This is a genomic window from Pseudoalteromonas luteoviolacea S2607 (genome assembly GCF_001625575.1).
Taxonomy (GTDB): domain Bacteria; phylum Pseudomonadota; class Gammaproteobacteria; order Enterobacterales; family Alteromonadaceae; genus Pseudoalteromonas; species Pseudoalteromonas luteoviolacea_E.
The window spans coordinates 116,825-135,873 of sequence record NZ_AUXV01000001.1; the positions used below are offsets into that span (position 1 = coordinate 116,825).

Consider the following 19,049-nt stretch of genomic DNA (forward strand, 5'->3'; position numbering starts at 1 on the left):
AGGGAAACCCTCTGTTATTACATGTAGTTTTTACTTTATTATCAGATGAGCGCCTTGTTTGCATCCAAGCATAAAAATCAAACATCTTTAACTTCGTTTATTTAATACACTGTTCTCCAAAAAAACGTATGTATATCGATACCATGCTCGTGTACTGTAACGCCACTTTCAAATCTCATGGCTTATTATCTTCATAAAAATTAACGTATTGAAGGAATTACAATGCCGTATCCACTGCTAATAAGGTTTACAATCTAACTGTAGTTCGGATCCAGATTCTGTTTAATAAACCTATCAAGCAGAGAAATCTACAGCCCTTTTTTGCAGTAAACCGTTTGCTGGTGCCGCCCAGACGACAATAAACTCATAACAGGAAAATATCGCCTCTTAGACTCTGTAACTTGAAGATAATCACTTTGGTTTGCGAGGAATTTAGTTACTTTTATCAAAACAAACCGCTTGAAATATTGCAATTTTCAGCCCAATGGATGGATTCGTGCGATAAATGCCTACATCTTGCGAAATTAGTTAGGTATCATTCTAGATACAAGTATATTATAACATTACATTACTTTTATTAGGGGATACCCAGTGCTAAGAAAAACCCACCTAGCTTTGGCCATTTCGGCAGCGGTTCTATTTGCCGGCTGCTCGAAAGCGCCTGAAGAGCAACAAGCCAGTCAAGCTACTGCTACAGAAAAAACGGTTGCTGAAGCTACAAGCAGCGATATTAAACAAAACCCTTTCTTTCAAGAGTGGACAACCCCATTTGGCGCGCCGCCACTTGGTCAAATTAAAACAGAGCACTTTTTACCTGCGTTCAATCAAGCTATGGTTGAGCATAAGAAAGAGATTGATGCGATTACTGACAACGAGCGTCCTGCCGATTTTACAAATACCATCGAAGCAATGGAATTAGCAGGCTCAACGCTTTCGCGTGTTTCTGCGGTATTCTTTAATTTGTCTAACACAGAATCAAACGAGCAAATGCAAAAGCTGCAACGTGAGATTTCACCGTTATTGACGCGTCATGAAAATGAAATTCAAATGAATGAAGCGCTGTTCAAACGTGTAGCACAGGTTTATGAGAATCGCGGTTCAGCACTGCTAAACGCTGAGCAAACGCGTTTACTTGAGCGTATTTACAATAGTTTTGTTCGTTCAGGTGCAAAGCTTACAGGTGAGCAACGTGCTGAATTTGCAAAAATTAACGAGCGCCTTTCAGCATTGACAACTGAGTTCGGTCAAAACGCTTTAAACGATTCTCGTGCTTTCACGCTGGTACTTGAAGAGTCTGACTTAGCTGGGTTATCACAATCACAACGTGATGCAGCAGCAGCTGCCGCGACAGCAAGAGATTTACCTGGAAAATACGTCATTACACTTAACCGCTCAAGCGTTCAGCCGTTCTTGCAATTCTCAGAGCGTCGTGACCTACGTGAAAAAGCATTTAAAGGTTGGGCAAACCGTGGGGACAATGACAATGAGTTTGATAACAAAGCTATCATTGCAGAAATCGTAGAACTTCGTTCAAAACGCGCTCAACTTCTAGGATATAAACATCACTCTGAGTACGTGCTTACTAATTCAATGGCAAGCAAACCTGAAACAGCAATGGATCTACTAACAAAAGTATGGGAGCCAGCTGTTGAAAAAGCCGAGCAAGAGCGTGAATGGATCAAAGAACAGATGGCTGCAGAAGGTGTCACTCACAAGCTTGAACCATGGGATTGGCGCTTTTACGCCGAGAAAGTGCGCAAAGCTAAATTTGACCTAGACCAAGGTCAAATCGCTGAGTACTTCGAGCTAAATAATATGATCGAGGCACAGTTTTACACAGCTGAGCGTTTATTTGGCTTAAAGTTTGTTGAACGTACAGATATCCCTGTTTACAACCCTGTTGTACGTGTTTGGGAAGTGCAAGATAAAGCAGGTAATGCGATTGGCTTGTTCTACGGGGACTACTATGCGCGTTCAACTAAACGTTCTGGCGCTTGGATGAGCTCATTCCGTACACAGCAGAAACTGGCGGGTGATGTTAAACCATTAATTCTAAACAACATGAACCTGAATAAACCTGCTGAAGGTGAGCCGACGTTGATGAGCTACTCAGACGCGGTAACTTTATTCCATGAGTTTGGACATGCACTACACGGCTTACTTTCGAATGTAACTTATCCAACACTGGCTGGTACTAGTGTACCTCGTGACTGGGTGGAATTCCCTGCACAGTTGTTTGAGCACTTCATTGCTCAGCCTGAAATGCTGAAAAAATTCGCGCTTCATTACAAAACTAATGAGCCAATGCCAAAAGAGCTGCTGGATAAGATCAAGCAAGCAGGCACATTCAACCAAGGTTTCGCAACAGTTGAGTTTACTGCATCTGCGCTTGTAGATATGGCCTACCACCAAATGACCGACGTAAAAGATCTCGATGTTCGTGCATTTGAAAATAAAGTACTCACTGAGTACGGTAAACCTGAAGAAATCATCATGCGTCACCGTAGTACACACTTCGGTCATATTTTCGCAGGCGGTTACTCGTCGGCTTACTATGCCTATATGTGGTCTGAAATCTTAGATGCAGATGGCTTCGATGCTTTCTTAGAAAAGAAAGATATCTTTGATAAAGAAACAGCCGAACGTTTATATCAGTTCATCTACAGCCGTGGTGACACGCTTGATTACTTTGAAGCCTATGAAGGCTTTAGAGGTAGAAAGCCAACCACTGATGCGCTACTGCGCAACAGAGGTTTAGACTAATCCCACCCTTAAAAAGCCGAAGTCATAGTACTTCGGCTTTTTATTTGTCAAACAATGTTTATTTAGTCGTTTTTATAAACCCAGTTCCCAAAACTTCAAAGTAAAACTGACCATTGGTTGCATTAATAGGTGTTGCGATTAGCTGGTCATTCTCTACACTCCAACTAAATGAGGGCCAACTTCTTCCTGTACCTTCGATACGTCCTAGAGCATACTGCTGTTCAACAAATACCGTATTGTCTGATTTGCATACAGCAATTTTGTATAACGCAGTATTCTTATTCAAACTGCTTGAAGGGTCGCCATTTGAAGCTTGTATCATTAATTCTCCACCATAGGAGCTGCTGTGTCCTTGGGGAGACAAAAGTCGACAAATTTCGGTAGGTGAGGTAACACTTTTATTGGGCACAACAGTGTGCTTGGGTAAGTGCTGAATATAGCCCCCCCGCTGAGATCTAACGCCATTTGGCAGATCATTAAAGCCTTCAACTAAGTAAGCCCCCTCTCCATCCACAATAACGTCTTCAATTACGTGTGCAGAATTTGACTGTTTTGAAGCACTATTAATTAACGTAGCTGTGTTTTCTTTTCCATCTTCCGACTTAAGATGGAGTAGATTAGCAAACCCTTGATTAGCAGAATTGTTGTTAAATCCAAAAACACTGTTCAAACTAATGTTTTTGTTTTCTCCACTGGCGTTTGAAGCTGTCAAATAGAAACCTGACTTCCTATTATGCTCTGCTCCAGAACCTGCTATATCCAGCGAATGACTGTTTGATATCTCATAGCCATGCTGGCTATTTAGGTCCGATGCACAACTACCGATAGAGCTATAAAAAGCTTGGTTAATTTTATATCCAACTTCATTTCTTGCTGAATAACAGTTATCAAATTTTAAAGAAGTGTGTAACCCCTGCATGTTAAACCCATGGCCAGCGTTATGAGACGCAAATACTCGACTATATGTTCCCAAGAAACCACGGCCAGAACTAACACCATCACCTTCATTGTAAGATATTCTAAGGTCTGCAAAATATGCATGGTTCCAAGCAATACCCGTAGTTTGGTCTAACGTAAACTCTCCACCTAACTGCGCTACACCATCACTTTTAGAGTTATATACAGCAAGATCTCTTAGTGAGTAAAATACACCTGGTTCAAAAACTACACCGCAATCAGTCCCATTCGCTTCACTAAAATCGAGTGCACTCGCCGCTTTACCTCTTCCTAGGATAGTTCTATTTACAAAGTTGTTGTGGCCGTCTACTTTAAAATATGCTTTTGAACTAACATTATTTTTGCCAATTGGAATATCAATTACGCCACCCGTTGTAATGCTATCCCCTGTTGTCAATAAATTACTGACATTATTGATACTGGTTGAATTCGCCACTTGGTTTAAATTAATTCGATCACCATGCACAAGCAATAGTGCTAAACTGCTGTTTGCATTGCTGGTATGCAACTCGACACTTTGTGGTGACGTATAATTAGAGAATACCACTCGGTAAAATGTAGATAAGGTCCGTGCAATGATGGATGCCGTGGCTTGAATGAATACAGTGTCACCTTCGCTTAGTTGATGACTGTTAAGCGCTTCAGATAACGTTGTAAAGAAATATATATTGCTAGTCCCTATTGACGCATCTACATTTGTTGCATATGTTGCTGCTCCAACTGGTATTGCAGCACCAAGTAATGCCCCAGCACTTAAAAACTGCCTTCTTCCAGCGCTGTCTATCTCGTTCACACTATCTAAAATTTTGCTATCATTCTTGTTTTTCAAAGTAATTCTCCACTATATAAATTGGAGGATTTTAAATTAAAAATAACGATCATCAACCTTGCAGATGTACAGCAATAAGTTATTTTTAATGATTGCCGAACAATTATTTAGAAATAACAAAATCGGTAATGGAGATTATCTGATTAGTAATGAATTCACATAAAAACCTCAGCAACGATGCTAAAAATCATTACTGAGGTTTTATTGTTAGTGTATGCTAACAATACATTATTGAAGCTTATAGAACTGTGACAAAATAAACTGGATTAAAAGTTGTTACACCATCAGGAGAAGCGATGACCTCTCTTGTTGAGCTAATCGCTCTGAATCGCCTGTTCTCAGAGTCTTTTAGCGCCGTAACTGTGATTGGATAACTTACGTAATCATTGAATGTATGATTCACAAACACACCCGACGGGCTTCCCTTGACTTCTTTGACTGAGCCATCCCCAAACTTAACTTGATAAGTCATTTGTGATGCGTAAGGGAAACAGCTTCTCATTGCCACTTTCACCTTATTGTCCCCAGAAAGAATAACGTCTGGCGCATCAACAACCGGCAAGAAAGCATCTGACTCTACTAATTCATCAAAGTATAAACTTTTCTGAATAGCCATATACTCACCGCGACCATCTAGCTCTTTTTCAACCCAACCATCTAAAAGCTTGATTCTTAGAGGCTCTTCTTTGCGATTACTAAACACCCGCCAGCTAAACTTACCTGCTACGCCAACCCCAGCGTCTATAGCCGCACCGCCAATTACCTCATTAACGCCATCATAGTTACCATCACCACAAGCATTTCCGTAGTAGGCCCACAATTCAGCATAGCCATATAAGAAAGTATCAAGTGTTAATCTAACTGGTGAAAGGCCCTTTAAGTAAATGCCAGCTCTTTGCGTATACACTGCAGCAATTTCAGGTTGAACACGAGCTCGTACCGAAACGCCGCCTGTTAACGTTGGATTTTTCAACTTTGCTTCGAAAGTATTGACTGTCTCACTTGCGTTGTAACAATTGTTTTGACCAACCATGTCACACTTGAAGTCAAACTGATATTTACCGTTTACATCAAAGTTTAACCCCATTTGAGCATCAATTCTGATACCACCAGCAAGTCTAGCGCGCAGATCAAACTCATGTGACCACACGATTCTCACTGGGCCGACCCAAAAATCTAACTCCTTATCAATCCCACCATTGAGTAAGCTTTCATCAAATAGCATATCCTGGGTCGTATCAATAACGGTACCATTTATCGAAATTGAGCCACCATTTGAATGCAAGCTCCCTTTCGCTTTGAAACCCGTTATAGAGTGCTTATATGGCACGTTAAAGGAACAACGATTGGTTTTGTATTTATAGCTAAGCTCGTAGCTAATATTACCGCTAATCCCCGAATTTACATTAAAGTTCAGGTCCCCTCTTTTATATGAATCAGTTAAAGAGGCTAGCGAAAAGCTACCTGCTTTAGTTCTATCATGCCACTTTTTTTTACAAAGGCCCAAAGGAGTTACTTCACCATTTTGTAAAGCAGCAGATTTCAAAGCAAGGCCATTGCCCAACTGATAGTCAGCTTGGTTTTTGTCAACGATCAGCAGACCTATCTCAACCTGATCAAGTGCATCGCTTGGTGTCACATCATAGTCAGATAAGATATCTAGTTTATGTGAATAAGGTAAGTCAGAATTCATCACACCAACTAGACTGTCAAATACATAAGCCTGAGTAGAAACTTTCTGGCTTGCGACTTGATAGTCTTCGAAGCTTGGCATATCCGGCGTTTCTTGAGAGCTTACATTCAATGCAGCGCTTGACATCTGCCTTTGTAGACTCGAAACATAGGTCTGATAATCAGTGCCTGACACTTCATACACTGAGTAACCTTCGCCTGAGTCAATTAAGTATGTGTCTTGTGTTTGTTGTATTTGAGGTACTTGAGATGCATATGCACCTAATGTGCTCATACTAAACAGTACACTTGAATACGTTATTAGTTTTTTTATCATGTACTAACCTTTAGTGTATTAATTGCTTATTCCTTGGTCTATAAGTTTTGGTTAACGTAAGACCCATCTATCAATTAGTACAACCAAATGCTAACAATTCTTGGATATTTACTGTTTTGTCCAGAGCAGCCCTGTACCCAAAATCTCACCTTGCTATTCGATAACTTTGCGGCCATTAGAGTTTCATGCATGGTTTCATAGTTCGGATGTGAAGGTACAATTGCATAGTGAGATGTACCTGCACAGTTGTCTGGATTTCCTGTAATATCCGGCGCGTGTACCATAGTCCAGCTGTTGTTGACATATACACTCGATATTGTTCCTGTTGTCGTGTTACCACCAGCCAATGCGTTAAAAGATAGACCCAAAGCTAAAACCGCAGCAGAAGTAAGTAATTTTTTCATTTATATTATCCTTATATTTATTTTTTAAATTTAACGTTAACAAAAATTAACGAAACCAATTTAAACACGGAAAATGAATAGCGCAACAGCTAAAAAACAAATATAAAAAACACAATAAAGTAAAAAAATAATCAAAATTAACAACAGGTTAAATTTCAAAAATCTCAAAAACAAAAACAAATAGAACAAAAACGAATCAAACCTACGTCCCCCACCAAGAAGAATGATCATTTAAAAAACAAATAAAGCACAAAAAAACAAAACATTTAACACAATTAAAACCTAGTTATAAATGTATTTATAAAAGAACTAGAGCAAGGAATAACAATAAAATAGGTTATATAAAATTATTAATACTACCACCCAATAAATAGTAAAATATTTAAAATATCCACCAAGAAAAATCGTGAAATAATAAGAGTGAGGTAACAAGCTATCAGTAACGAAAGGGTTATAGAGTAATTTTAATCTTTCAGCTCCTCTTTAGCTTGCCACAATATCAATTTTATACAGGCCATGCGGTGTTTAGGTTATCGTTAAAATTTAGTTGATAGCCAAATAGCAAATCGAGTTGAAACATGTATTTTTCACCATGTATTCACTGCACTTATGTCCGCTCGAGCCCAATGACATTTTGTTGAAAGTGCACTTTCTTCGTCCCAAAGGTAGGTGTTCAGGGGTAAACAGATGTGGCTGAACAATATCGTAGCGTAAAATAGTTTATATTTCCTCTTCCGCTCTCTCCCTCAAATACAGATACATAGGTAACCCAAAAGACACGCCTACAATCAAAGTACCAATCACCGCCAAGTACCTATACTTGATTTGTTTTCTTCGGCCATCGACTAAAATAAACCCTATAAGCGCGACTGCCGATACAAGTACATCTAACCAAGCAAATTGACTAACCGAGTTTGCCGCCGCATGACTGAACAAAAGAGGAATGTCCAAGCCATGGGCTGATATCCAGGGTGCTAATACTCCATATGGTATGAATAAACCAAGGAAAGCAAGGGTAAGATAAAATCCTTTCATATATTCTCTCTTAATCAATTTTTTCGACGATAAAATAAAATACACCAACACAGCTATTAGAGTGGTATTGCAACGCATTCATCACTTTCCTTTGTCATCTTCCACATGCCTTTGCGATTACTATTTAAGCAGACTGAGTTACTGAGTTTATAAATCAATTACACTCTTTAGTGAATGTATTTAAATACTTTATGAAAAAATTCAAGCTATTTCAGTTGTTCGCTTCTGGGCGATAAGTAATAATACTTAGAACCCAAAAAACAAAAGTAACGTTTAATCACTAGAGAATAAAATAGTTAATGACTTTTCCAACTCGGCAGATCCGTGCCGTTTATGACAATAAAACGATCCGTGTTTATCAGGCTTACAACGACGCAATAGCAAATTCTACACTCGCCAATGGCACTTTTATTTCGCCTCCTTTCAAAATGGAGCGTATGACCTGGATTAAGCCATCGTTTCTATGGATGATGTATCGCTCAGGTTGGGCGAAAAAAGATACTGGTCAAAACCGTATTTTGGCAATCGATATAAGTAGAGAGGGATTCGAGTGGGCACTCGACAATAGCCTATTGAGCAATAAGGCGAAAGAGTTCACCGACAGAGAGGCTTGGTTAAAGCTTAAAAACAGTACTCCAGTTAGGATACAGTGGGATCCTGAGCGTGACATTAACCTGCAACCGCTCGAGCATCGCGCTATTCAAATAGGATTATCCAACGAAGCGGTCGACTTATATGTGAACCAGTGGGTTCAAAAAGTCACCGATGTGACAGAGCTCGCAGCGCAAATTAAAGGTTACGTTGACAACAACCAATTAGAGGCCGCTAGGGCCCTATTGCCCAATGAAGTACCGTACAATCTCAATACCAATCTAAAAGATAAAATAATGGCCGATTAGATCGTTTAGCCAAGGCTTAAACTAACTTCGAGCTCCTCATAAACGAAAATGAAGAAGAGAATGGGGCACTCTTCTTCATTATGATTAACGCTAAGCTTTATTTTTTAGTAGCTTTCGCAAGAATTATAATAAGGCGTGCCAGATTTATTTTTACACACGTCATAACCTGCGCCACCATAATAATAATCAGCAGCTGTACCTCCTTCTAAGTAATCATTTCCATTACCGCCGTATAGTCGATCTGATGCTGTATCTCCATACAACTTGTCATTTCCGTTACCGCCATACAGAATGTCACTGCCTGTTTTACCATAAAGACGATCGTTACCATCATATCCGTAAATGATATCTGTGCCTGTACTACCAATGATAATATCATCGCCACCAGTGCCGTAGTGTGTACCACGTGCTTCTGCTGAGCTTGCAAAAGAGGCCGCAGCCAACGTTCCTATTACCATAAGTAAATTTACGAGTTTCATTAGTTATCCTTAATTATAAATTATTGTTTCGCTGTATTTTTGGAAAGACTTTTCCAAATCTGGTCTCTTTTATTTCTCATTGCATAACGACGGTTTATGCTCTGGTGTTATCTCGAGGTGCCTCTTATATCTTTGTTCATTATACGTAATTTGTTTATTTCACCGTCATTTAAGGCATACCTAGATAGTGATTTGAGTGCATATAGTCGAATTGGTGGTGGCTCATTTTCGTCATCCGCAACTTGCCAAAGCACACTGCGATTTTCATGAGATTTAAAAGGACTGTCTCCCAATGACATGACAGCTCGAGCACGTGTGTTAACATCAGGATCCGTTAAGGCCAAAGTCCTCACATCTTGCAAGTCTTCATTATTCGTAGCCCACTGAGCCATTTGATAAACGCCATGACGACGGATATTATGATCTTCTGCTTGAACCACTTTTGATAACGTACGTTGCACACGTTGGTAATCTTCTTGGGAGCTTGGAGCTGGTTTTAATGCCATTAGAGCAAATTGCTGTAGGTCAGAGTTTAAGTCACTTCCAGAATCAATATGTGCTAATACACGATCCCGAGTCTCAGCAGTCACCTCTTCCATTTTTGCAACCAACAGAAGTCCAGCCGCTCTAGCTGGCTCATCATGTGATAAATCCAATGCCATATCTAGCGCAGCTTCTTGCGCAAATTCATGACCTGATTCAGATAGTACCGCGCTGAGCTCTCTACCAAGCAAACTATTCGGCTCATCAATAAATGCGTCGATTAATTCAGAGATTAAATCAGGGTCTTGCTCCAGTAAATCAAGCAACTGCATACGCACTGCGATATGCTGGTTGCTAGGCCCCATAATGGCATGCTGGAGTGGTTCTGGGTTTTGCGAGATGTTTGCTTGTAGCTTTTCTAATGTATCTCTAAGCTTTTCATTCGTTGTGATATTTTGATCATTTTTATTCAGTGTTTGATTATTTTGGCTCTCAGCGGATGACACTAAAACCGGATTATGCGCATGCTTCTTTCCTGCACTGTCGTTTACCACATCAACTTGGATAGCAATTTGCTCGGCAAGTCGAGGAGACTCCAATGGTTGTGTTGATAAAAATCTCAGTTGTACAAAGCCAATAGTTACCAATAACACTAAAATAGCCGCAGCAATTATATATTTGCTCAGAAAACACCGTTTATGTTGCATCACAACACTCTTTTATTGTTTTATTTTTGAGCTAAGATAGATTGCTTAAATGACGTTTACGTTGCGAAAAGGCGAATATTTTTTGAACAGGATAAAATAAGGTTTTATTTACAATAACGAAGCTCAGTGTACTTTAAACATAGTGGAGGTGAATAAATGTTAAGTCGCTAACCTGCTATTACTTACCACAATACCTGTAACTTTATCGTAAAAGTCGTGTTTTTTATTTTCGCGCTCTAATTGCTTCAATTTCTGTAGAAGAAATTCCGAGAGACTCCAAAAATGCTTGATGTTGTATAGGCTTCATACGCTCAAAATTACGATGCCATTCAATCATGTCACTTTCACTAAAGCCAAGTGAAATCATAATCTCCACCCACCGTGATTTAGAGACAACTTTTTCTTCGAGCAGATCTGGTTCTTGTAACATTACTACAATTGCCTGTTGTTGCTTCTTTAGAGTTTGAATTTCTCTTGCTAAGGTATGAAACTGACTTTTTAACAATGCTCCTTGCTCCTGCTCACTTTCGCTGGAAACCAATTTGGCGATATCAGAAATTGACATACCGAAAGCGCGGTAAGCCAGAATACTTTTTAATCTATTAACTTCTTTCTCGCTGTACCAACGATACCCATTATCAGAGCGACAGCTCGGCATAAGCAGGCCAACTTTTTCGTAATATAAAACAGCAGTGCGAGAAATCTCGCACTTCTTAGCTAACTCAGTAACAGTTAACATCACTTCTCCAATCAATTAAATAGGTTTCAGATCCGGTGCAAGATAAGAGACTTTTGCAGTGTCACTCATCATTCGCTCCTTCGTAATGTACTGACTTAACACCCCTACCGCATCAGTAGCTAAATCTTGATTACTCGCAATAAAAGCCTCCCATGTTTTGGCTTCACAACTTTTCAAGCGGTTAGCTATAACTTTGACCAGCATTGCTGTAACAGTGAGATTAAATTTATCTTTTGCCCCGAGACTCTCTGCGTAAGCTCTAATTCCAGTGCAAACTTTTTTTATTGCCTCAGCTTCTGTGTACTTATTCAAGTATATACACGCAATTCGAATATGGCCGATGTGGTTAAAATGAACTGGATTTAAAGATAAATCTTCAAATTGAGTTAAAAAAACGTGGTTGTCTAGGTGCTCTATCTTTAGCATTAAAGTTCCCCTCTTTTACATTAGGTTGAACTAAACTTTAATCCCTATACTAATAGACAGGTCAAACGCATACTCAACTTTTATAAGTATCTATATGTATCGCGAATGCACATGCCATAGTCACATTTAGCGCTAAGCGTTATGCAAATCGCTGTAACCTGAATTTCTCATTAAGAATCTTTTAATTTGGTTTAACACCCCATACCTTAATACAGTTACCGAGCTCTGCTCGCAATTGAAAATGATGGCAATACTACTTCAACCGTCACCATCATTTCATAGCCTAAAAGTTAAATTCAAAAGAACTTAACATGACATTTAATTATTAGATAGGTTCAACTTGTTGATATAGCTTGAGTAATTTGTTCATTTGTCATTGCAACACCATTGAAATTCCAACTTCCATCTACGGCATGGACAACATTAATGTATATATTTTCTCTTGGCTGTGTACGCTCGGACAATTCATAAATAATATCCGTAACATCTTGACCAAACCCTATTTGAACGTCTCTATCAGTAAATGCAAACGACGGTACTTTCCATTCAACCCAAACGCCTGAAAACTCCTTTCCACCAGCATATGTCGCGTTTTTTGGTAAAACTTGAACCATGGCGGTGATATTCGACTTCATAGTTTCATTACCTGTCAAATTGTGCCATTTCAGCATCGCTTCAGTGATTTTCGCTATAGCAAGCTTTTCAGCACCTTCAGGCAAGACGTCTTCTGTGAGTGTTAGTGTTAGCGGCATAAATCTATCTCCTTTCAGTATCTACATTAAAATATAGTGGTCGCTATAAAAAATAATATAGTGATCGCTATATTGTCAAACATTTTTATAGTGATCGCTATTTTTAATGTTATAGTGCCTTTGTGGTAGACAGAGGAAGACTTCATGCCAAATAAAAAAGAGCTGACATATCAACGAATTTTAGAATCAATGCACAAAACCTTTAGACAAAATGGCTATGATGGTGCCGGAGTTAACAGCTTAGCCAATGGCGCAGGTGTGACATCAGGTGCTTTTTATGCTCATTTCGGCTCTAAACCGAATGCTTTTAAAGAAGTTGTCACTGAAGGCGTCAGTCAATTAGATTCTGCGCTGCAAAACTTTCAAGAGCAACACGGCGATCAATGGTTAGATAAATTTATTTCTTTTTATTTGCAGGACAAGCGGTGCAGCGATTTAAGTGAAAGCTGCGCTCTACAAAGCCTAACACCAGAGGTAATTCGCGCTGATGACGAGACTCGCTCAGCTTTCGAGGCGGCGCTGCTTAAAGTTGTCGAGACCTTTGAACAAGGCACAAAAGAGCGAAGCGAATTAAATACTTGGGCAACACTGGCAACCTTAATCGGCGCTGTTACTTTAGCGCGCGCAGTTAAAGACCCGCAAGTTGCTGAGGAAATTGCCACGTCTGTTCAGCAGCATATTATCCCTAAACCTGAATGAATCGATGAGATTCGCTCATAGAGTTTTCCGATTAGAACCTAGGAAAACATCAATTGCTAATTTCTAGGTTTTTACTTTTGAGGCTTTTGATTAAATCTTTATTAAAAATTAGTTACACGGATTCTTGTACTTTGTTCATATTTCGTTTTAGAAACAGAAACTACAGATAAGAATATTACAGCACATATACCAAAATAATAGTTTCTTAGAGTTTTTCCACATCCATTTTAATTTATAAAATAATTCATAACCATAAACACTGTAATAGCTCTAACGAAGCTACCTCTCTCATAAACATTAATATTTTAATACCAACAAGAAATAAAATATCAATAACGTAGTAATCAACCTGTACGCAATAAGGTTAAAAAATTTAGCTACATTTACATGCAGACGAAAAACAAACAATTTTAACCACCAAGCAACATCTTAATAAATCTCAAAGGAAATATATGAAATTGCCATTACTACCAATCAGCGCATTACTTGTCAGCAACTTTGCTTTAGCTCAAACTACACTAGAAGGAAATTATATTCTCACAACCGATAACCTGCAAAATGGTGTTATTGAGTCTGGTACATCTCAAGAGATCACAATTATAGGAGACAAAGTACATTTTATGTCTCAAACTGCCAGTCAATTTTTGTCTGGTAATACTTCAATTATGGGCAACGTTATTGACTTCAAGTTATCTGATAAAACTCCCTCAAATACTCAGTACTTCTTAGGAAACGTAGATGTTCAAGGTAACTACAGTGGCACTTGGTTTGCTGAAAATGGCACCAAGGGTGACTGGACACTCAGTGCCCTTCAATCAGATGCAGCAACGAGCTGTAAGGACATTTTAGATGCAGGACTTAGTCAAGGTGATGGAGTATATGACATCACGACCGCTTCGGGTGAAGCGCTTAGCGTGTATTGTGATATGACTAGAGATGGGGGTGGCTGGACCTTAGTCGGAAGCTACCCTGCAAGTGAAACAGGCGGGATTTATCGTATTGAGCAGTATGGAAGTATTCCAGAAACAGATCCAAATAATGTCACCAAGCTTTGGCTATATAAAGGGGAATTAAGTGTTTTCTCTGATGTAAAAGAACAAGTAAGTTGTTCAACTCTGGATTGTGGAGACGGCTACAATGTATATGGTACAAATTTCACTTCAAGAGAGCTTGAACTTGTAAGATATAACTGGGGTGCTAAAGACAGAGTTGAGTTAATGCCTAAAAACTCTGATAAGCCTAGTTGTACGACTTCTTTAGAGCCAGGTGCAACCGTGTATGAAGGGTGTGTTGGCACAGCTTACATTGGTGGAAATGTCGCAGATACGACAGTAGGTTGGCAAGGAGATGTGCTAGCTTCTCATTGTTGGGTTGCGACCGGCACATACAAACCAGGTTCTAAAGGTTCAGCGATTTGTAGTCGGGGCAGTCTACCAAATGGGACGCAATGGGCGTTACTTTGGATGAGATAAAAATCTCATAACTACATCTAAACAAAAGCAGCTCAACAAGAGCTGCTTTTACGTGATGACTACGGCTTATTCAAATACTTGTCATATGAATAAGTCTTAACTTGATCTGTCAGGCTTAATTAATAGGGGTGGATTAAATCTGACAGTGTCATTTGTGCCAACCCCTGTAGCTCAATTTTGAAAATTTTTTTGCTGTAATATCGTGAAATGCTATTAGTTTATAACTATCAAAAAGGACAATTGCCTTCATAAGCATTCGTTAGTCCATCTTCTAGAGTAATCATTTATTGAATCGTAATTATCGAATTTTAAATCTACAGGCACATCGAATTGTGCAGCTAGTTCGTTAAACCTATCAGATATAGACACATATGCAATTCGATAGCATGCTCTTCTTATTCTGACGGAGGACAAGTTGTTCTTACCAAAATATTTCTCAATTGCGTAAATTGCTTCGCTTGTATGAGTAACGAGTTCTCGAAGCTGTCGATTTTCTGCTCTTAATGTAGTTAGTTCTCCGTTTGCCTGCCTGTATAATTCGTTTGCAATTTTTGCATCGTTTTGTGCCGCGGTCTCGTTTGCTGTCGTCGTTTTATAGTTCTGCTCTAAATCTTTCGCATAATCTTCAAAATATTGTTTTTCCCCCCTTAGGCGACCAACTTCCTCACTTAAAGCTAATATCTTATTTGCTTGCTTTGTAGCTTCTTCAGCAGCGGCGGTGTTAGCATCACTCCTATAACTCGCAATAGAATCATTATACTCTTGCAGTTTATCTTGCATTGCTAGGCGATGTTCTTCGTCTGCTTTTTTTAGACTTTCTTTTAAATTAGATTTTTCACCAGCTAATGTTTCTATGTCGCGCTGTAAGTTGCCTATTTGGCGTTCAAGACGCTTATTGTCATTTTCGATACCTTCCAATTTTGCCAATCTGTTTTCAGCTGTGTTAAGTTCACCTCTAGCAACTTTCAAATCAACTTTGATTGATTCCACCCTCTTCTCAGCCCAAATAGTAGTGAAACTACCGTATGTAGCGCTAGCCGCAAACACTAAACCAAATAAGATAGCAGTGTTTAGTGGTGATAGACGTGCAAAAAATCTAGAAATAACCGCTATGGGAAATCGCCAACCTGACGGCAACTCTTTTTCGATGCTTAACGTTGTATTACCAGATGCAGTAGATACGCTGTCAAGTTCGGTTGGCTTTGGTTCTATAGACTGCTCCTTTTCTTTGCTGTCTAGTACACTCCATTCAGAAAAAGGCTTAGCTGCACCTTCTATAAACCCTGTAACACCTCGCCGTGCGAAATACCCAAACGCTTGTAACTTTGTTTTCTCAACATTGGTTTCTCCCCTCTGTGCTTCCAATTCGACTTTGAGTTGAGAAAGTTTATTGATCAGTTCGAGTTTCTCTTCTTTGTTGAGTTTTTCATATTTACTAAGCTCGGCTACATAGACACCGTAAGCGGCTTCTAACACGAGTTTTTGAGGTGCACTCGCTTTTGTCGGATCGTCCGCGAGGTTCGTATCCGATACGCTGTACGTTTTTTTTGCGAATTGTTTTTTAGTGAGCGCCACAGTTATTTTCCTATATTGTCTTAAATGGTATCTATGGTGTCTCAGAACTTACTTTCTTAAGCCAGCGACATTAGAATTATACAATATACTTACATATTACTAACCGATAAAAAAGAAATTGACAAACTAATGTATTATTAAAATTAACGAGTCTTTGACTTTAGTGGTTCTTGCTACCAATCAATATTCATACCGAAAAACAGTCCTTTCAGGGTTAAAGATAAGTGCATTTAAGAAAGTATTGAAAAACATTTTCAGTAAAACGAGGAGTAACTGACGGACTGCTCCTTTGTCTCTAATCGCTGTTCAAGGGAATTGTGCGACTGAGTTCTAGGTGCTCAAAGCTACCTGTCAGATGAATTCTAAACTTATTAGTTAAAACTGTCAGGTCAGATATGAGCTACTACATGTCATATGAGGGTAAAAACAATCCTCCACACGACTAACAGCATATTTTAATACTAATTTTCAACATGCTTAGCACTTTGAAAAGCTGATCTTTACAGCAATATTATGGCCTGTATGTAGTCTCGTAAACTCGCTATTCAAGCAAAAATGACAGACGTTCGTCACTTTTAGAAATTGCCAGCTCTGTAATTTCGGGTTTTACTACCCCCTCAATCACAAATGGGTCTTCAGCAATAATGCTTTCAAGCTCCATTTGGCCAACATTAATTGCTATTATTGCACCACCTCCGTTTGGCTTAATGCTGCCAGAGAGAATAAAAACCCCTTTATCAAACCAAGTCTGCAACCAAGTTTTGTGGCCTTCCATATAATTTTTCGCCAAAGATTTATTATCTGAAAACTTCAATTCAATTATAAACAAGTGTTTGCTCCTTCAATTAACATCTAAGTCTTTGTGATTTGCTTTATTTATAATATAAAACTTCGCTCAACAGCCATCGCGAATTAACTTTATAAAGCCTCTAAATGGATTTATTCAACTTAAAACCTCAATACCGTGTTTAATTTATCTGCTGAAACCTTTCTCACATCCGAGAGGTAAACCTCTCTATGCACATTAGACACTCTCACCACTCCATTCTGATTTGCAATCGCTTTCATGATTTCAAAAGCTTCATGCTGGTCTTCAAAAGGGACTATGTGAAGCATTTGAATACACTTTTCATCACCATAGATTCAAACCGTATTAGATCTCGTAATGGGGTTGGCAGGACTTCCTGTGCTACGTACAGTAATAAAACTAAACTCTGTTACGTCAATAATGACCGGCTTTCGTTTAGGGATATACAGTTCTTTTTCCTTTTGACGCCATTCGTACTTCTCTGGCATAGTCGTCCCTTTATGTTTGATGTATTCAGATACACTGATAGCATCAGATTTTCTAATTAACCCTTCTAGAAATGATGCAAAGAAGCTCTTATTACATTAATTTTCACAGCTTTATTGCTGACTAAGCTATTTTCTCGTAAACATCATTTTCCAGTTGGTTTCCCAAGTTTCACCATGATCTTTCGAAAATGCCTGTTCCCATGTAGGTATTTCTGGGTTTGTTGCATTCCAAATAAAACGAACTTTAATTGGCTGGTCATTGAAAGTATCGTCCGCAAAAAACTGCCCGACTTTCTCATTAAATGTGCCAACGACAGGTGTGTCCATCGACGTGGGGGTTCTGCCATCTATCCACCAAATAGACCACTCTCTTGTTTGCGCATTGTAGGAGCGTATTGCCTTAGCTCGAATTGATGCTTCAGGAAAGTGAAGATGGTTGTCTTCAATGTTACCAAACCCGCCAAGCGTTTTAACCGTGGCTGACTCTCCATTAAACTCGTACCACTCATCGCTATCACTTAAAATCTCTTTTAAACGACTATGTCTTACGTTCCACTCACCTATAATAAAATCAAAGTCTTGTGGAGCATCTAGCTCTAATTCGAGTAACATATCCTGTCCTTTTAACTTTTAATTTCCACCAATACCTTAGCACAACAACTGTATAAATAAACAGTTAAAGTTAAATAAATGAGGATATGCTACAAAGAATAAAGCATATTGATTTGGCGAGGTTGTGACAAAAGCTGCATTCAACACAGCCCTTGAATTGATGGATCATGGAATTTTTACGATTTCATCTCTAAAGGCCATAGGATGATTATCCGTGCTTTTAAGTTTGTCCGCTTCTATGTTGATAAACTGAGTTTGTGCGATACTGTATTCATCCACCTTCGCCGTTGGTTTGAACCAAGTAACATTGCAATTAAAGGATCCCGGGCATGCTTGGTCTACCCAGTTGGAAAACTCTGCGACTTTCGCTTTACCATTCGCAGTGGTACTTGCATCATCATGTGCAGCTTTCATCCTATTAAAAAGATATGGCGGCGTCGTATAAAATTCAGGTTGTACTTCATAATAGCAGTAGTAACCGTTTGAAACGCCTTGCTTAATAGGCACCTCGACTGAATGTAAATGGCTGTCCGACGATGAGTTATTGGCTCGTTGGCTACCGAGAAACATATTTGAGGCGTCACTTGGGCCGTGAAGAACCCCGTTAATTTGATGCATTCTGGTAAGCTTTGTACTAGAGGTACTTGATGCATTTGGGTCGATTAGCCCTTTATAAGGAACCCATTTCTTCAAATCTTTGAGATCAGCTGGGCTAGATTGCTTTTTCGTACTCGAAATAAAAACATTGTTGCTTTGTGCCGTATTGGTAAGACTGTTTATACTTCCGGAGGATACCTTGTTTGCTGTTAGTTTTTTTGTTACTGGTGTAATAAGAGACCAGTTTATCGAAGTGGGATCAACCACTTTATTCGCCATCATATTCAGCTGCCTTTTCAAGTTTTAAAATTTCTTTT

19 protein-coding genes are annotated in these 19,049 nt (G+C 39.1%); 4 read left to right on the forward strand and 15 right to left on the reverse strand.

Annotation, left to right across the window (positions count from 1 at the left end; genetic code table 11):
- The first annotated feature begins 591 nt into the window (after positions 1-591).
- Positions 592-2,763: a M3 family metallopeptidase gene (locus tag N480_RS00580; protein WP_081231703.1), complete on the forward strand. Its 2,172-nt coding sequence runs from the start codon at positions 592-594 to the stop codon at positions 2,761-2,763.
- A gap of 58 nt (positions 2,764-2,821) precedes the next feature.
- On the opposite strand, the gene N480_RS00585 is transcribed toward N480_RS00580, so the two are convergent.
- From N480_RS00585 to N480_RS00600, 4 genes are all read right to left on the reverse strand, one after another.
- Positions 2,822-4,549 (reverse strand): hypothetical protein, encoded by a 1,728-nt coding sequence (locus N480_RS00585; RefSeq protein ID WP_063370599.1) that lies wholly within the window; start codon positions 4,547-4,549, stop codon positions 2,822-2,824.
- 238 nt (positions 4,550-4,787) lie between these two features.
- Positions 4,788-6,557 (reverse strand): hypothetical protein, encoded by a 1,770-nt coding sequence (locus N480_RS00590; protein WP_063370600.1) that lies wholly within the window; start codon positions 6,555-6,557, stop codon positions 4,788-4,790.
- 74 nt (positions 6,558-6,631) lie between these two features.
- A complete protein-coding gene (locus N480_RS00595) occupies positions 6,632-6,961 on the reverse strand; it encodes a hypothetical protein (RefSeq protein WP_063370601.1) in 330 nt (109 codons plus the stop codon).
- Positions 6,962-7,681: 720 nt separating this feature from the next.
- Positions 7,682-7,996 (reverse strand): DUF2834 domain-containing protein, encoded by a 315-nt coding sequence (locus tag N480_RS00600; protein ID WP_063370758.1) that lies wholly within the window; start codon positions 7,994-7,996, stop codon positions 7,682-7,684.
- Between the two features lie 299 nt (positions 7,997-8,295).
- Between N480_RS00600 and N480_RS00605 the strand changes: the two genes are divergently transcribed.
- Entirely contained in the window at positions 8,296-8,895 is a 600-nt protein-coding gene (locus N480_RS00605) for a DUF4291 domain-containing protein (RefSeq protein WP_063370602.1), read from the forward strand.
- Between the two features lie 104 nt (positions 8,896-8,999).
- On the opposite strand, the gene N480_RS00610 is transcribed toward N480_RS00605, so the two are convergent.
- From N480_RS00610 to N480_RS00630, 5 genes are all read right to left on the reverse strand, one after another.
- Positions 9,000-9,374 carry a calcium-binding protein gene (locus tag N480_RS00610; RefSeq protein WP_063370603.1) on the reverse strand — a complete coding sequence of 125 codons (375 nt, stop codon included), beginning with the start codon at positions 9,372-9,374 and terminating at the stop codon, positions 9,000-9,002.
- Positions 9,375-9,481: 107 nt separating this feature from the next.
- Complete coding sequence (locus N480_RS00615; protein WP_063370604.1) at positions 9,482-10,564, reverse strand: hypothetical protein; 1,083 nt, start codon at positions 10,562-10,564, stop codon at positions 9,482-9,484.
- Positions 10,565-10,787: 223 nt separating this feature from the next.
- A complete protein-coding gene (locus N480_RS00620) occupies positions 10,788-11,303 on the reverse strand; it encodes a MerR family transcriptional regulator (RefSeq protein WP_063370605.1) in 516 nt (171 codons plus the stop codon).
- A 15-nt stretch (positions 11,304-11,318) separates the two neighbouring features.
- A complete protein-coding gene (locus tag N480_RS00625; protein ID WP_063370606.1) occupies positions 11,319-11,729 on the reverse strand; it encodes a hypothetical protein in 411 nt (136 codons plus the stop codon).
- Positions 11,730-12,064: 335 nt separating this feature from the next.
- Positions 12,065-12,481 (reverse strand): hypothetical protein, encoded by a 417-nt coding sequence (locus N480_RS00630; protein WP_063370607.1) that lies wholly within the window; start codon positions 12,479-12,481, stop codon positions 12,065-12,067.
- A gap of 144 nt (positions 12,482-12,625) precedes the next feature.
- On the opposite strand from N480_RS00630, the gene N480_RS00635 reads away from it, so the two are divergent.
- Positions 12,626-13,180 carry a TetR/AcrR family transcriptional regulator gene (locus N480_RS00635; RefSeq protein WP_063370608.1) on the forward strand — a complete coding sequence of 185 codons (555 nt, stop codon included), beginning with the start codon at positions 12,626-12,628 and terminating at the stop codon, positions 13,178-13,180.
- 452 nt (positions 13,181-13,632) lie between these two features.
- Positions 13,633-14,652, forward strand: coding sequence for a fibrinogen-like YCDxxxxGGGW domain-containing protein (locus N480_RS00640; protein WP_063370609.1), 1,020 nt, complete (start codon positions 13,633-13,635; stop codon positions 14,650-14,652).
- A gap of 246 nt (positions 14,653-14,898) precedes the next feature.
- On the opposite strand, the gene N480_RS00645 is transcribed toward N480_RS00640, so the two are convergent.
- The 6 genes from N480_RS00645 to N480_RS00660 form a co-directional block, all read right to left on the reverse strand.
- Complete coding sequence (locus N480_RS00645; protein ID WP_063370610.1) at positions 14,899-16,227, reverse strand: hypothetical protein; 1,329 nt, start codon at positions 16,225-16,227, stop codon at positions 14,899-14,901.
- A 541-nt stretch (positions 16,228-16,768) separates the two neighbouring features.
- Positions 16,769-17,056, reverse strand: coding sequence for a YciI family protein (locus tag N480_RS00650; protein ID WP_063370611.1), 288 nt, complete (start codon positions 17,054-17,056; stop codon positions 16,769-16,771).
- A 119-nt stretch (positions 17,057-17,175) separates the two neighbouring features.
- Complete coding sequence (locus N480_RS25725; RefSeq protein ID WP_231102202.1) at positions 17,176-17,343, reverse strand: hypothetical protein; 168 nt, start codon at positions 17,341-17,343, stop codon at positions 17,176-17,178.
- A 27-nt stretch (positions 17,344-17,370) separates the two neighbouring features.
- Complete coding sequence (locus tag N480_RS25730; RefSeq protein ID WP_231102203.1) at positions 17,371-17,523, reverse strand: hypothetical protein; 153 nt, start codon at positions 17,521-17,523, stop codon at positions 17,371-17,373.
- Positions 17,524-17,649: 126 nt separating this feature from the next.
- Entirely contained in the window at positions 17,650-18,135 is a 486-nt protein-coding gene (locus tag N480_RS00655) for a hypothetical protein (protein ID WP_063370612.1), read from the reverse strand.
- A 165-nt stretch (positions 18,136-18,300) separates the two neighbouring features.
- A complete protein-coding gene (locus tag N480_RS00660) occupies positions 18,301-19,014 on the reverse strand; it encodes a hypothetical protein (protein WP_063370613.1) in 714 nt (237 codons plus the stop codon).
- Positions 19,015-19,049 lie beyond the last annotated feature (35 nt).